This window comes from Curtobacterium sp. MCPF17_002, assembly GCF_003234115.2.
Taxonomy (GTDB): domain Bacteria; phylum Actinomycetota; class Actinomycetes; order Actinomycetales; family Microbacteriaceae; genus Curtobacterium.
The window spans coordinates 23334-37302 of the sequence record NZ_CP126251.1 but is presented as its reverse complement, the minus strand read 5'-3'; the positions used below and the strand labels follow the sequence as shown (position 1 = coordinate 37302).

At 72.0% G+C, this 13969-nt stretch carries 11 protein-coding genes and 1 tRNA gene; 6 read left to right on the top strand and 6 right to left on the bottom strand.

Annotated features, from left to right (window positions below):
* Positions 1 to 108 precede the first annotated feature (108 nt).
* Positions 109 to 570, top strand: coding sequence for a hypothetical protein (locus tag DEJ28_RS00160; protein WP_146248802.1), 462 nt, complete (start codon positions 109 to 111; stop codon positions 568 to 570).
* 17 nt (positions 571 to 587) lie between these two features.
* Here the strand turns inward: DEJ28_RS00160 and DEJ28_RS00155 are convergent, their stop codons facing one another.
* From DEJ28_RS00155 to gabT, 4 genes are all read right to left on the bottom strand, one after another.
* Positions 588 to 749 (bottom strand): hypothetical protein, encoded by a 162-nt coding sequence (locus DEJ28_RS00155; RefSeq protein ID WP_181433616.1) that lies wholly within the window; start codon positions 747 to 749, stop codon positions 588 to 590.
* 133 nt (positions 750 to 882) lie between these two features.
* Positions 883 to 2265, bottom strand: coding sequence for a flavin monoamine oxidase family protein (locus DEJ28_RS00150; RefSeq protein ID WP_111114567.1), 1383 nt, complete (start codon positions 2263 to 2265; stop codon positions 883 to 885).
* Complete coding sequence (locus DEJ28_RS00145; RefSeq protein WP_258367938.1) at positions 2262 to 3800, bottom strand: NAD-dependent succinate-semialdehyde dehydrogenase; 1539 nt, start codon at positions 3798 to 3800, stop codon at positions 2262 to 2264. The genes DEJ28_RS00150 and DEJ28_RS00145 overlap by 4 nt, the downstream gene beginning before the upstream one ends.
* Positions 3801 to 3952: 152 nt before the next feature.
* Positions 3953 to 5314, bottom strand: coding sequence for a 4-aminobutyrate--2-oxoglutarate transaminase (gabT, locus tag DEJ28_RS00140; protein WP_111114565.1), 1362 nt, complete (start codon positions 5312 to 5314; stop codon positions 3953 to 3955).
* A 92-nt stretch (positions 5315 to 5406) separates the two neighbouring features.
* On the opposite strand from gabT, the gene DEJ28_RS00135 reads away from it, so the two are divergent.
* The 3 genes from DEJ28_RS00135 to DEJ28_RS00125 all read left to right on the top strand — a co-directional run bounded on the left by DEJ28_RS00135 (position 5407) and on the right by DEJ28_RS00125 (position 8267).
* On the top strand, positions 5407 to 7068 hold the full coding sequence (locus tag DEJ28_RS00135) for a PucR family transcriptional regulator (protein ID WP_111114564.1): 1662 nt from the start codon (positions 5407 to 5409) through the stop codon (positions 7066 to 7068).
* A gap of 9 nt (positions 7069 to 7077) precedes the next feature.
* A complete protein-coding gene (locus tag DEJ28_RS00130) occupies positions 7078 to 7692 on the top strand; it encodes a TetR family transcriptional regulator C-terminal domain-containing protein (RefSeq protein ID WP_111114563.1) in 615 nt (204 codons plus the stop codon).
* Positions 7693 to 7853: 161 nt separating this feature from the next.
* On the top strand, positions 7854 to 8267 hold the full coding sequence (locus tag DEJ28_RS00125; protein WP_146248801.1) for a hypothetical protein: 414 nt from the start codon (positions 7854 to 7856) through the stop codon (positions 8265 to 8267).
* 119 nt (positions 8268 to 8386) lie between these two features.
* Here DEJ28_RS00125 and DEJ28_RS00120 read toward each other — a convergent pair whose 3' ends face one another.
* Together DEJ28_RS00120 and DEJ28_RS00115 are read right to left on the bottom strand one after the other, a co-directional pair.
* Positions 8387 to 12220: an Ig-like domain-containing protein gene (locus tag DEJ28_RS00120; RefSeq protein ID WP_111114561.1), complete on the bottom strand. Its 3834-nt coding sequence runs from the start codon at positions 12218 to 12220 to the stop codon at positions 8387 to 8389.
* Between the two features lie 345 nt (positions 12221 to 12565).
* Positions 12566 to 12649: transfer RNA gene (locus DEJ28_RS00115), tRNA-Leu, on the bottom strand.
* Positions 12650 to 12735: 86 nt separating this feature from the next.
* Between DEJ28_RS00115 and DEJ28_RS00110 the strand changes: the two genes are divergently transcribed.
* Positions 12736 to 13416 (top strand): FHA domain-containing protein, encoded by a 681-nt coding sequence (locus DEJ28_RS00110; protein WP_111114560.1) that lies wholly within the window; start codon positions 12736 to 12738, stop codon positions 13414 to 13416.
* On the top strand, positions 13413 to 13964 hold the full coding sequence (locus DEJ28_RS00105; RefSeq protein ID WP_111114559.1) for an FHA domain-containing protein FhaB/FipA: 552 nt from the start codon (positions 13413 to 13415) through the stop codon (positions 13962 to 13964). Before DEJ28_RS00110 ends, DEJ28_RS00105 begins: the two co-directional genes overlap by 4 nt.
* Positions 13965 to 13969: the final 5 nt, after the last annotated feature.

Below are 13969 nucleotides of genomic sequence, written 5' to 3'. Positions count from 1 at the left end.
GCTTCCCTCAGCAACGTACCCCCACATGAGGGGGTAGAAAGTCCGCTAGTGGAACCAGTACGCGGTCGACGTCCTGAGCAGCTTCGGCGACGACCCTAGGATCGGCTCGTGACCAATGGTGCCCCGCGCTCCCGCCCCACCCTCGTGACCACGGCCGTCGTCCTCTGGCTGGTGGTGATCGCGTTCCAGGTCGTCTCGACGCTCGTCGGGGCGGTCCACCGGGTGTCGACGGACGGCCCCTGGACGCTCGTACCCGTCCTGATCGTCCTGGCGATCTGGGCGCTGTTCGTGTTCGGGGCGCTACGGGTGGGCCGTGGTTCCGGCCGCGCACGGTTCTGGATGGCCGTCCTCGGCGTCCTCGGCCTGCTCGGTGTGGTCCTCCCGCCGTACGGCCTGGCGACGCTCGCGGGTGTCGCCGGCGTCGTCGCTGCGGGTCTCCCCTACCTGCCGGCCGCACGCGGGTACTTTCCGCCGTCCCCGCCGCGTGCTCGGCGCACGGCGGAACCGCGCGTGGTCGGCTGGGACCCCGACACCGGGGAACCGATCCGCGCCACCGACGGCACGCGCTGAGGGGCGGACCGCGCCGGCTAGTCCTGCGGGTCCGCGGGCTCGCCGCCCGAGTCCACGTCGCTGTCCTGCTCCGGGTCCTGGGTGGCGTCGCCGGACGCCGACCCGTCGGGCAGGTCCTCGGTGCGCTTCGCCTGCTCGTCGGTGGGCTCGCTCGATCCGTTCGGTGTCGTCTCGCTCATGATCCGGACGCTACGCGGTCGCGTCGACGCGACCGCTCAGGAGGGCGGGTAGCCGACGCTCTGGGCCGGACCCTGAGCGGACTGGAGGCGCGGTGCCAGCTGGCACCGCGCCTCCAGTCCGCTCGGTGTGGGTCTACTGCACCGCCGGCTGCGGCAGGGCGGCGAGGATCTCCGCAGCCGCTTCGCGGCCCATCCGGACCGCTCCGTCGACGTGCTGGTACCCGTGCCCGGCCAGGTCGCTCGACGCGAACCGGATCGGACCGACGGCCGCGCGCTGGTCAGCTCCGTACCGGACGAGCCCGCCGAGGTCGAAGCTCGCTGCGTAGGCACCGCGGGTCCACTCCTCGGTGCCCCAGTCGCTCTCGTAGTAGACGACGGGGCGGAGCGCCTCGTCACCGTAGTAGTGGGCGAGCGACGCGAGGACCCGTGCCTTGCGTTCCTCGGACGACAGCGCGAAGACGTCGTCGGCGTGCACGTCCGAGACGAACCCGACGAGCGTGCCCTGCTCGGAACCGAACGAGGTGTTGTCGTACGACTCGTGGACGAGCTCGTACGGGCTGAACGCCGTGCCGGAGAGCCCGGCGCCCCGCCAGAACGGCCGGTCGTAGACGGCGTGCACCTTGATGACGAAGCCCATCGACAGGTGCTGGTGGAGCTGGTGCTGGCGACGCGGCAGCGGCGGCTCGTAGGAGATCCGCGAGTACAGGGGCGGTGGCACGGCGACGAGCGCCTGCCGGGCGTGCAGCTCGATGCCGCCGTCGGCGAGCGCCACCACTCCCGCGTCACCGTCGGAGCCGGTGTCCCAGCGCAGGGTGCGCACCGGCGCGTTGAGGTGCACGTCGTCACCGAGCCGCGCGGCGAGCCGCTCGGAGACCTGCTGCATGCCGCCGACGACGCGCTTGTCGAGGATGAAGTCGGCGTCGACGAGGTTCGAGAAGCTGCCCGCGGACGCCGCCATGAGCAGTGCCTGCAGCGCCGAGAAGGCGTGCGCGGGCTTCGTGAGCATCGCGCCGGCGATGAAGAGCTCGACGTTGTCGGTCGCGACCCGGTCGGTGCTGAGGGCGTGCAGCCAGGCGCGGAAGCTCGTTTCGTCCAGGCGGGCCGCCTCCGGAGCGGCCCAGGGGCGTGCCGGGTCGACGGTGGCGACGTACTCGTCGACGACGGCGACGAGCCGCTCGATCTCGGCCGCGGTCGCCTCGGGCAGCGGGAAGATGTCCCCGGTGTACTCGGTGCGGGTGCCGTGCTCGTCGACGTAGACGCTCGAACCCTCGCGGTAGCGGTCGTACGTCTCGAGGCCGAGCTCGTCGAGGGTCTCGAGCAGCGCGGTCTGGTCCGGGGAGACCCACTGGCCGCCGATCTCGAGCGTGACGCCCTCGATGTCCTCGGTCCACGTGCGGCCGCCGACCCGGTCCCGGGCCTCGAGCACGGCGACGGTCTTCCCCTCGGCGACCAGGCGGGCCGCGGCGGTCAGGCCGGTCACCCCGGCGCCGATGATGACGACGTCTCTCTCGATCATCGTGCTGCTCCTTCGTTGGTCGTCGTGGTCGTCGTCGTGGTCGCGGCCGCCGTCGCGGTCGCTGGCGTGTGCGTGTGCGTGTGCGTGTGCGTGTGCGTGTGCACCGTCGGGCGGGCCCGGAACGGGTCCGGCGTCAGCGTGTACATGGTCTCGAGGTACTCGCCGATGCCCTCACCACCGCCCTCGCGGCCGAGGCCGGACTGCTTGACACCGCCGAACGGTGCCGACGCGTTCGAGACGACGCCGGTGTTGAGCCCCAGCATGCCCGTCTCGAGCCGCTCCATGAGCCGCTGTCCGCGCGCCGGGTCCGACGTGTACCCGTACCCGACGAGACCGTACTCGGTGTCGTTCGCCGCGGTCACCGCCTCGTCCTCGGTGGCGAAGGTCCGGATCGCCAGCACCGGGCCGAAGATCTCGTCGCGGAGCAGGTCGCTCCCGGGCTGCACGTCGGCGAGGACCGTCGGCGCGTAGAACGTGCCGGGCCGGTCGACGGGCTGCCCGCCGGTGTGGAGTGTCGCTCCGCGCTCGAGTGCGTCGGTGACGAGCCGGTGCGCCTTGTCGACGGCGCGGGAGTCGATGAGCGGGCCGATGGCGACGCCGTCCTCGGTCCCACGGCCGACCGGCATCGCGGCGACCCGTTCGGTGACCCGGCGGGTGAACTCCTCGGCGACGTCCTCGTGCACGAGGAACCGGTTCGCGGCGGTGCAGGCCTGCCCGGTGTTGCGGAACTTCGCGGCGAGCGCCCCCTCGACCGCCTCGTCCAGGTCGGCGTCGGCGAACACCAGGAACGGGGCGTTGCCGCCGAGCTCCATGCTCGTCCGGAGGACCGTGTCGGCGGCCTGGCGCAGCAGCGTCCGTCCGACCGGGGTCGATCCGGTGAACGAGAGCTTCCGGAGCCGGGGATCGGCGATCACGGGTGCGGAGAGGGCGGCGGCGTTCGTGGTGGGGACGACGTTCACCACGCCGGCGGGGACGCCCGCCTCGAGGAGCAGGGCCGCGAACAGCAGCGTGGTGAGCGGGGTCAGCTCGGCGGGCTTCACGACGACGGTGCACCCGGCGGCGAGTGCCGGGGCGATCTTCCGCGTGGCCATCGCGAGCGGGAAGTTCCACGGCGTGATGAGGAACGCCGGACCGACGGGCTTGTGCGTGACGATCGCCCGACCGGTGCCCTCGGGGTTCGTGCCGTACGAGCCGCCGATGCGCACCGCCTCCTCGGAGAACCAGCGGAGGAACTCGCCGCCGTACGTCACCTCGCCCCGGGCCTCGGCGAGGGGCTTCCCCATCTCGAGCGTCATGAGGAGTGCGAACTCCTCGCGGCGCTGCTGCAGCAGGTCGAAGGCGCGGCGGAGGACCTCTGCGCGCTGCCGCGGCGGGGTGGCCGCCCACCCGCTCCTGGCTGCCTCCGCAGCGTCCAGAGCGGCGACACCGTCTTCGGGGGTTGCATCCGCGATGCGCAGGAGCGTCTCGCCGGTGGCGGGGTCGACGACGGGGAACGTGCCGCCGTCGGCTGCCGGTCGCCAGGTGCCGCCGACCAGGAGGCCCGTGGGGACCCGGTCGAGGACGGCCTGTTCCGCTGCTGGTCCGGTCGCGTCGGGGACGGACGGCCATTCGGTCGCGGGGGCTGCCGCGGTGCTCGCCACTGCGCTTGCCGCTGCGTTCGCTGCGGTCACGGGGGCTGCCGCCGCGGTCATGCTGCGGCCAGTCCGTCGAGGACGACCGAGAGGCCGTCGCGCAGCAGCACGTCGTCGATCGCGAGCGGCGGCAGGAACCGCACGACGTTGCCGTAGGTCCCCGCGGTCAACGCGATGACGCCGTGTTCGTACGCGTACCGCACCACCCGGCCGGTCAGCGCGGGGTCGGGATCACCCGTGGCGGGGTCGACGAGTTCGATCGCGACCATCGCCCCGCGGCCACGGACGTCGCCGATCCGCGGGTCGGACGCCTGGGCGGTGCGGAGCGTCTCCAGGACGATCGTGCCGATCTCCCCCGCACGCTCGATCAACCCGTCGTGCTCGAACGCGTCGATCGCGGCGAGGGCGGCTGCGCAGGCGATCGGGTTGCCGCCGTACGTGCCGCCGAGCCCACCGACGTGCGCCGAGTCCATGATCTCGGCACGTCCCGTCACCCCGGACAACGGCAGGCCACCCGCCATGCCCTTCGCGGTGGTGACGACGTCGGGGACGATGCCCTCGTGCTCGCTGGCGAACATCGAGCCGGTGCGGGCGAAGCCCGTCTGCACCTCGTCCGCGATGAACACGACACCGTTGGCCGTCGTCCACTCGGACAGCGCGGCGAGGAACCCCGGCGCGGGCACGACGAAGCCGCCCTCGCCCTGGATCGGCTCGATGAGCAGCGCGGCGGTGTTCGCGGCGCCGACCTGCTTCTCGATCTGGCTGATCGCCCGCTTCGCCGCCTCGGCCCCGGAGAGACCGTCGTGGAAGGGGTAGGACATCGGCACGCGGTACACCTCGGGCGCGAACGGACCGAAGCCGTCCTTGTACGGCTGGTTCTTCGCGGTGAGCGCCATCGTCAGGTTCGTCCGACCGTGGTAGGCGTGGTCGAACACCACGAGGGCCTGCCGACCGGTGTGCTTCCGCGCGATCTTCACGGCGTTCTCGACGGCCTCGGCACCGGAGTTGAACAGTGCGGTCCGTTTCTCGTGGCCGCCCGGGGTCAGACGGTTGAGGGCCTCGGCGACCGCGACGTACCCGTCGTAGGCGGCGATGGTGAAGCACGTGTGGGTGAACGCGGCGACCTGTTCGGTCACGGCGGCGACCACCGCGGGGTGCGCGTTGCCGACGGAGGTCACGGCGATCCCGGAACCGAGGTCGACGAAGGAGTTGCCGTCCGCGTCGACGACCACACCGCCACCGGCTGCGACGACGGCGATGGGGACCGCCACCCCGACGCCGGCCGCCACCGCGGCGGACTTCCGGGCGAGGAGCTCGCGGGAGCGCGGACCCGGCACCTCCGTCACGAGCCGCCGTTCCTGGGGCAGCGAGGGGCCGCCCGCAGCGGCGCTGATCGAGGGTGCAGCGGTGGAGGACATGCGGCGATGGTAGGAGGGAGCGGGACCGGAACCCACTGTCCACTGTGTACATCGGGGCCCGTCCGGATCGACGCAGCGGATAGGGTGCCCTCATGCCCGCGACGCTGCGTTCCCTGCTGCACCGAGCCGACCTGCACCTCCGGCTGCTGACCGGCGCCGACGGCGGCACCGCGAACGGCGCCGACACCGGGGCCCTCGACGCCCCGCTGTCCTGGCTGCACAGCTCCGACCTCGCCGACCCGACGCCGTTCCTCGCCGCCGGCCAGGGGCTCCTCACGACCGGCACGCAGTTCGACGTCGACACCGAGGTCGCCGAGTCGTTCGCCGACGAGTACGTCGCCCGGCTCCGTGCACGTGGCGTCGTCGCGCTCGGGTTCGGCACCGAGGTGGTCCGTGACGGCACCCCGGCCGAACTCGTCGCCGCGTGCGAACAGCAGGGTCTCCCGCTGTTCGAGGTGCCGTACGAGACGTCGTTCATCGCCGTGGCCCAGGCGAACGCCGATGCCGTCGCCCGCGATGCGAACGCGCGGAACGCCTGGGCCCTCGCCGCCCAGCGCGCGATCTCCCTCGCCGCGATGCGACCGGACGGGCTCGGGGCGACCATCGCGGAGCTGTCCCGGCAGCTGGACTGCTGGGTCGGGCTCTTCGACGTCTCCGGCCGACTCGACCGCTCCCACCCGGCGAACAGCACCCCGGCTAGCAGCGTCCCGGCGAGCAGCGTCCCGGCGGACGGGGTCCCGGCGGACGCGATCCCGGCGGAGGACCTCGACCTGCTCCGGACCGAGTCGCTCCGGCTCCTCCGCGCCGGACAGCGGGCGAGCCTGCCCGTCACGACCGAACACCACACCGGGTTCACGCTGCAGACCCTCGGCAGCGGCGGACACCTCAGCGGCGTGCTCGCCATCGCGAACGGCGGCGCGCTCGACCGTGCGGGACGCGAGGTCGTCACCGCCGTCATCGCCCTCGCCGGACTCGCACTGCAGCAGAACCGCGAGCTCGCCCGCGCCCGCGGTCTGCTCCGGACCGGGCTCCTCACCATGCTCTCCGTCGGCGACCCCGGCGTGGTCGACACCACGTCGCGGGAGGTCTGGGGGCCCCTCCCCGCCGAGCCCGTCCGGATCGCGGCCGTGGACGTCGCCCACCACGACCTCGACACCGTGGTGGACCTCCTCGAGCTCTGGGTGCAGGACCGTCCCGGCCACCTCTTCTTCGCGGTCGACGACGCCCTCTTCCTGTGCGTCAGCGCCGACGACACCGCGGTCGTCGAGGAACTCGTCACCCGGTACGACCTCCGGGCCGGGCTGTCCGACGGTGCGTCCTACCGGTACTTCGGGCGCGCCCGGACCGAGGCGGTGCAGGCACTCGACCGCCGGCGTGAGGGTCGCCCCGGGACCACCGAGTTCGGCGACCTCGCCCGTGAGGGGGTCCTCGCGCACCTCGCCCACGTGGACGTCGACGCGGGTGCGGTCGCGCGGGCCTTCCTCGCGCCGCTGCGGGGCCACGACCGGACCGCCGGTACCGAGCTGACCCACACGGTCCGCACCTGGCTCGAGCAGAACTGCGAGTACGACCGCGCGGCACAGACGCTCGGCGTGCACCGGCACACCGCTCGCGCACGGATCGAGCACGCGGGGCGGCTGCTCGAGCGGGACCTGTCGGTGTTCGCCACCCGGGCCGACCTGTGGGCGGCGTTCGTCGTCGACCACGGCCCCGAGGACGTCGTCGAGCGCCGGGCGCGCACCCCCTCCGCCTAGGCTGGGACCGTGCCGACGACACCGGCCCGCCGGCGGCTGAGCCCGGCCGAGCGCGAGGCCCAGATCACCGCCGCCGCGATCGCCGTCGCCCGTGCCGACGGGCTCGCCGGGGTGACGCTGCGCGGGGTGGCCGCCGCGATCGGCGTCGCACCGTCCCTCGTCGCCCACTACCGGCCCGCGATGGAGGACCTCGTCGGCGAGACCTTCCGCACGGTCGCGAGCGCCGAGGTCGCCGAGGTCCGCTCGCTCGTCACCGCCGCCGACGGCCCCGTCGCGCAGCTGCGGACGCTGCTCGCCTGCATCGCCGACCCCGACCGGGACGACGTCGCGACCCTGTGGGCGGACGCCTGGAGCACCGGACGGACGAACCCCGTGTTGGCCGCCGCCGCTCGGGAGGTCATGGACGACTGGCAGCTCCTCGCCACCACGGTCGTCGCCGACGGGGTCCGTGACGGCGTCATGCGCACCGACGACCCGGACGGGGTGGGTCGCCTGCTCTTCGCACTCGTCGACGCCACGAACGGCTACGCCCTCGTCGACTACCTCGACCGCCAGACCCGCGAGGGGCTCGTGCGCACCACGATCGCCCACACCGTCGGCCTCGACGTCGACGCCCTGTCCTGATCTGCCCCGTTCGTCGGCGTGCTCCTCCGGACCGAGTCCGCATCGAGCTCCGAGATCGAGCACCTCACGGCGGGGAGTGGACGTCGCCGACACCCGCGGTACTGATTGCCACCGTCGGTACGCTCGTGACGTCGCACAGGGAGCGGCAGGGACGGGGCACCATGACCACGACGCACGACCTTCGACGCCCGCGACGGGCACGCCCCAGGGCGGTGACGGTCTCCGTCCTGCTCTGGGCCGTGTGGCTCGTCGTCGGCGTGGCTTCGACCGTGGTGGTCTTCGCGCTCGGCTGGGGTCTTCCCGGCTTCGGCGGCGTGGTGGCACTCGTGGTGTCGCTGGTGGTCTGGGCGGCCGTCGTCTGGGCGGTGCTGCAGGTCCTCCGCGGATGGGGCACGGCGCGCTTCGTGCTCGTCGTGGTCGCGGCGTTCCGGGCCGCTCTGAGCATCACGACCGGCGGCATCTCGCTCGCGATGGTGCTGCTCTCCGTGGTGGCGGCGGTCCTCCTCTTCCTGCCCAGCGTCCGCCCGTGGTTCCGTTCCGAGCGGCGCGTCGTCCCGCCCACGGACGTGGGCTGACGGCGGTCGTCGCGAGCGTTCGACGGACTGGAGGCGCGGTGCCAGCTGGCACCGCGCCTCCAGTCCGTCAGCCGGTTGGGTCCCAGACCGTCACGCCGTCAGGCGATCAGGCCGTCGGATCAGGCGTGGCGACCGCCGCGGCGTCGCCGGGTCAGGAGCAGCACGCCACCGGCGAGCAGCATGGCGAGTCCGCCGATGCCGGGCCAGAGCAGCTCGGCCCCGGTGAACGCCAGCTTCCCGGCGGGCGCCGCTGCCGGCGAGGTCGTCGCGGTCGGTGCCGGCGTCGTGTCCGCCGGTGACGGGGTCGGGTCAGCAGGAGTGGGCGTCGGCGTCACGGCGACCGCGTCCTGGTAGCCCACCTCGACGGCGGCAGTGACGGTGTCACCGGACGCGTCGGCGACGCGGTACTCGACGGTCGACGGGTTCCCGGTGAAGCCGGCCTCGGGGACGAAGGTGTTCCGGCCGGTCGTCGTGTCGACGGTCCAGGTGCCCTCGTCGTCGACGGTCATCGACGTTACCGCGGAGCCGTCCGCCTCGAGGAGCCGGACCGTGGTGGGGTCGACGTTCCGCGAGTCGTTGGCGGTCACGTCGACCGTCGCGCTCGCGCCGACGGCGTGGCCGAGCGAGGAGTCGTCGACGGCGGCGGGCAGGAAGGTCACCGTGACGAGCGCGGTGGTGGCGTCCCCGGCCGCGTCGGACGCCGTGTACCGGATCGGGGTCGGGTTGCCGGTGAACCCGGCGATCGGCGTGAAGGTCACCGCGCCGGTCGTCGCCTCGACCGTCCACGTGCCCTGTTCCGCGACCGTGACCTCCGTCCGCGGCGTCCGGTCCGTGTCGAGCAGCCGGACCGAGGCGGCGTCGGTGTTGGTCGAGTCGTTCGCCGTGACGTCGACGGTGACCGGCCCACCGAGGGCGTGACCGGAGGTCACGTCGTCGACGGCTCCCGGCAGGTAGCCGACCTCGAGCTCCGCCGTGGTCGTGTCGCCGCGGTCGTCCTGCACGCTGTAACGGACGGCGGTGGGGTTGCCGGTGAACCCGGACTCGGGGGTGAAGGTCACCTTCCCGGTCGTGGTGTCGACGGTCCAGGTGCCCTGGCCGCGGACGGCGAGCTCGGTGACGGGGTCGCCGTCACCGTCGAGCAGGCGCAGCGTGCGGGGATCCACGTTCGTGCTGTCGTTGCCCAGCACGTCGACCGTGACGGCTGTGCCGAGGGTGTTCCGGCCGGAGACGTCCTTCGTCGCGACCGGTGTGAACCCGACCGAGACCGCTGCCGTCGTGGCGTGACCCGCGGCGTCCTGCGCGGAGTAGCTGACCGGGGTGGGGTCGCCCCGGAAGCCGGCCACCGGCGTGAAGGTGAGGTGCCCGGACGTGGTGTCCACCGACCAGGTGCCCTGCCCCGCGACCGTCAGCTCGGTGACGAGTGCGGCACCGTCCACCAGTCGGACAGTCGACGCGACGACGTTCGCGGAGTCGTTCGCGGTGACGTCGACCTCGACCGGGGAGCCGAGTGCGTTCCCGGTGGAACGGTCTGCGGCGGCCTTCGGCAGGTAGGAGACGGCGACCGCGGCGGTGACGCCGTTCTCGAACGCGTCGCCGGCGTTGTAGCGAATGGCAGTGGGGTTGCCCGTGAAGCCGTCCTCGGGAGTGAAGGTGATCTCGCCCGTGTCCGCTGCGACGGTCCACGTGCCCTCGCCGTCGACGACGAGCGTGCGGGTCGCGTTGTCGTCCTCGTCGGACAGGGTGACCGAGGTGCGCTCGATGCCCGCCGAGTCGTTCGCCAGGACGTCGACCGTCACCGGCTCGCCGATGGTCGGTGCGACGGTGGCGTCGTCCGCGGCGGTCGGGGTGTACCCCACCTGGACCGAGGCGGTGGACGAGTGGCCCTGGCCGTCGTCGACCGTGTACTCGACCGGGGCCGGGTTGCCGGTGTACCCGCGCTCCGGGGTGAAGGTCACGACGCCGGTGTCGGCGTCCACGGTCCACGTGCCCTCGCCGGGGACCACGAGCGTCGTGACGGCCGAACCGTCCGCGCCGCGCAACCGGACCGTCCTGGGGTCGACGTTCGCCGAGTCGTTCCCGGTGACGTCGACCGCGACGGGTGCGCCGATCGTGTTGTCACGGGCGTCGTCGGCCCGTGCTGCCGTCGCGTACCCGACCGTGATCGTGGCCCGGACGGTGTGCCCGGCGCCGTCGCCGACGGTGTACTCGACGGGGGCGGGGTTGCCGGTGGAGCCCGACGCCGGGGCGAAGGTGACCTTGCCGGTCGAGCTGGACACGCTCCAGGTGCCCTGGCCGGCGACCGGCAGCGACCGCACCGGGTCACCGGAGGCGTTCAGCAGCTGGACCGTCGTCGGGTCGACGTTCGCGGAGTCGTTCGCGGTGACGTCGACCACGGCCGAGGTGCCCTGCGGCGTCCCCGCTGCGGAGTCGTCGGCCGCGGTCGGCAGGTAGGTGACGACCACCTTCGCGCCGGTGCGCAGTCCGCGGCTGTCCCGGACCGTGTAGTCCACGGGGGTCGGGTCGCCGGTGAAGTCCTGCTCGGGCACGAAGGTGATCGACCCGGTCGCGGTGTCGACCGACCAGTCGCCCTGCCCGGGGACGTGCAGCGCCGTGACGTCCTTGCCGTCGGGGTCGGTGATGCGGAGCGAGGCGGGCAGGAGGTCGCCGGAGTCGTTGCCGACGACGTCCACCGTCACGGCCTGGCCCGGCTGGCTGACCGGGGCGGCGTCCGTCGTGGCGACCGGCTTCGGCTTGACGGCGTTCGTGAACGAGCAGTCGACCGAGGCGACGCCCGCCGGGATGGTGAAGGTGCCCGTCGTGCCGGCGCCGTCGATGACCGCCTTGCCGGTGGCAGGGTCCTTGCAGAGCCAGGTCGTCGTGTAGTTCACGGGGTTCGTCGAGGAGGATGCCGGGGTCTGGGTGATCGTGTACGGCTCCGGCTGGTCCGGGAGCAGCAGCAGCGGGCCGGCGGTTGCCGTCGGGGTCGTCGACGTCGTCGTGGCCGAGTTGTTCTTCGTGACGCCGTTCCCGGTCAACGTGACGGTGAACTGGTCGTCGGGGTCGAACGTGGTCGTCGGCCGCTCCACCGAGACGGAGCCGGTGTACGGCAGGGCATTGCTCGCGAGGTCCAGGAGCGCCGCCCCGACGTTGGACCGCTGCACCACGTCGCCCGTGATCGGGTTGACCTTGAGGAAGGCGTTCGTGCCGCTGCCGGCCACGTAGAGGTAGCCGTCGTCGCCGAACGCCATCGACGTCAGGCCCGTCCCGGCGGCGATCACGTCGCCGACCTTCTCGGCCGACGCGGTCTGGGAGGCAGCGAGGTCCATCGCGTCGACGCGGAAGATCTGTGCGTTCTTCGTCTGGGTGTCGCTCTTGACGAAGTACATGTTGCCCTGGCCGTCGAAGGCGAGGTCACCGTTCGTCCCGGTGAAGTTCGACGCGTTGACCGTCACGACCGCCTTCGTGTTCGCGTGGTCCGACGGGTCGTAGCTCGTGAACTGCAACTGCGCATCGTTGTTGCTGACGTTGCCGCCGTACCAGTAGCGGCCGCTCTTCGGGTCGACGCCGCCCATGTTCGTCGGGAGCGACCCGTAGCGAGTCGTCTTGCTGACCGAATCACCGGTGACGTCGTACTCGTACACGTTGGCCGAGTCCGTGAAGAAGACGGTCTTCCCGTCCACTGCGAGCCCGAGCTGGTTGATCGACGACGTTGCTCCCGACGGCACCGGGATCTTCCGCTCGTACGAACCGTTCGTCCGGTTGATGGCGACGACGCCCTCGCTGCCGGAAGGACCGGAGGTGGCGCCGTAGAGCATCGTCTTCGAAAACGGCTCCGCGGCCGAAGCGGACTGCGGGAGGCCGACCACGGCACCGGCGGTGACGAGGGCGGCGACCAGGGCGGCCCCGCCGATCCGGAGGGCGGGCGGGCACGACGAACGTGCGGCATCGGGCATGCGCAAGAGGGAGTCCTGACAGGAGGTTCGGGTTCGGGTCAGCTGCGGGCGGGCGGTGCCCATGCCCAGCGGGCTGTCCGCTCATCGTGACCGATACCGAACGGTCTCGGGGCCAAAACCCCCGGACTGGGGACGGTTCGAGCAGTCCCCCTTTGTGGGGACCGGCTCTGCCGGGCACACGGGGTGGAGCCCGCAGAACGCGCGGTGGGCCGACGTGGCGGAGCCGAGCCGCGCCTCCAGTCCGTCCGGGGAACAGAGAAGGCCCCCGGATCTCTCCGGGGGCCTTCTCGTTTCGCCTGTTCTTCGAACAAGCGTTTTCGCCTGCTCTTCGAACAAGCACTGGTGTGCGCGAGGGGGGACTTGAACCCCCACGCCGTTTCCAGCACACGGACCTGAACCGTGCGCGTCTACCAATTCCGCCACTCGCGCCAGCCCGAGAACACTACCATGCACAGACGGTGCCAGACGCCAACCACTACCATGCAGAGGTCGACGACCGAGAACACTGGAGACCCATGGGCCTGTTGGACAGCTTCGAGCGAGGGCTGGAGCGCGCCGTGAACGGCGCGTTCGCGAAGACCTTCCGCTCCGGCGTGCAGCCCGTCGAGATCTCGAGCGCACTCCGCCGCGAACTCGACACGAAGGCTGCGGTGGTGTCGCGTGAGCGCATCCTCGTGCCGAACGAGTTCACCGTGCGCCTCGCGCCGCCGGACTTCACCCGCATGAACGACATCGGACGTCCGCTCATCGACGAGCTCTCGCAGATGGTGCAGCAGCACGCCGTCGCGCAGAACTACTCGTTCTCCGGACCGGTCGAGATCACGCTGCGACAGGACGGCACCTTGTCGACCGGCATCCTCCAGATCGACTCGACCACGGTGCAGCGGGACGTCGCCTGGGTCGCGGTCCTCGACATCGGTTCGCAGCGGCACAAGCTGCAGCGCGGACGCACCGTGATCGGCCGCGGCACCGACGCCGACATCACCGTCGCGGACACCGGCACCAGCCGGAAGCACGTCGAGGTGATCTGGGACGGCAAGCACGCCCAGGCCAACGACCTCGGGTCGACGAACGGGTCGAAACTGAACGGCGAACGCTTCCAACAGGCCATCGTGGAGCCGGATTCGACGATCGAGATCGGTCGTACCCGTATGGTGTTCCGGGTGATCCCCGAGAACGACGGAGGTACCAGGTGACCACAGGGCTGACCCTGCTCGTCCTGCGCTTCGCGTTCCTCGCGGTGCTCTGGCTGTTCGTGTTCGTGATCGTCTTCGCGCTGCGCAGTGACCTCTTCGGTCAGCGCGTGCGCACCATCCCCACCGATCCGAAGGCCGGTGCGTCCGGTCCGACGACCCCCGCGGTGCCGGCAGCGGCCGCCCCGGCGCCGGCGTCGAACGGTGCGTTCACGGATCTCATCGGTCAACCTGCAGGGGGGCAGCAGTCCGCCACGCCGGTCGCCACCCGTCTCGTCATCACCGAGGGATCGCGCGAGGGCATGGAGATGCCGCTCGGCGGCGGACCGATCACGATCGGCCGGTCCAGCGAGTCCAACGTGGTGATCCGCGACGACTACACCTCCACGAACCACGCCCGCCTCGACCTGCGCGCCGACGGCTGGCTCCTCACCGACCTCGAGTCCACGAACGGCACCTTCGTCAACGGTCAGAAGGTGACCGCACCCGTGATGATCGCCGAGCGGACGCCGATCACGATCGGGACGACGACGTTCGAGCTTCGGCGGTAACCCCG

Excerpts from the sequence above, each read along its gene's own strand:
- DEJ28_RS00155 (WP_181433616.1), bottom strand. The coding sequence starts at position 749 with ATGAGCGAGACGACACCGAACGGATCGAGCGAGCCCACCGACGAGCAG.
- DEJ28_RS00150 (WP_111114567.1), bottom strand. The coding sequence starts at position 2,265 with ATGATCGAGAGAGACGTCGTCATCATCGGCGCCGGGGTGACCGGCCTG.
- gabT (WP_111114565.1), bottom strand. The coding sequence starts at position 5,314 with ATGTCCTCCACCGCTGCACCCTCGATCAGCGCCGCTGCGGGCGGCCCC.
- DEJ28_RS00135 (WP_111114564.1), top strand. The coding sequence starts at position 5,407 with ATGCCCGCGACGCTGCGTTCCCTGCTGCACCGAGCCGACCTGCACCTC.
- DEJ28_RS00125 (WP_146248801.1), top strand. The coding sequence starts at position 7,854 with ATGACCACGACGCACGACCTTCGACGCCCGCGACGGGCACGCCCCAGG.
- DEJ28_RS00120 (WP_111114561.1), bottom strand. The coding sequence starts at position 12,220 with ATGCCCGATGCCGCACGTTCGTCGTGCCCGCCCGCCCTCCGGATCGGC.
- DEJ28_RS00110 (WP_111114560.1), top strand. The coding sequence starts at position 12,736 with ATGGGCCTGTTGGACAGCTTCGAGCGAGGGCTGGAGCGCGCCGTGAAC.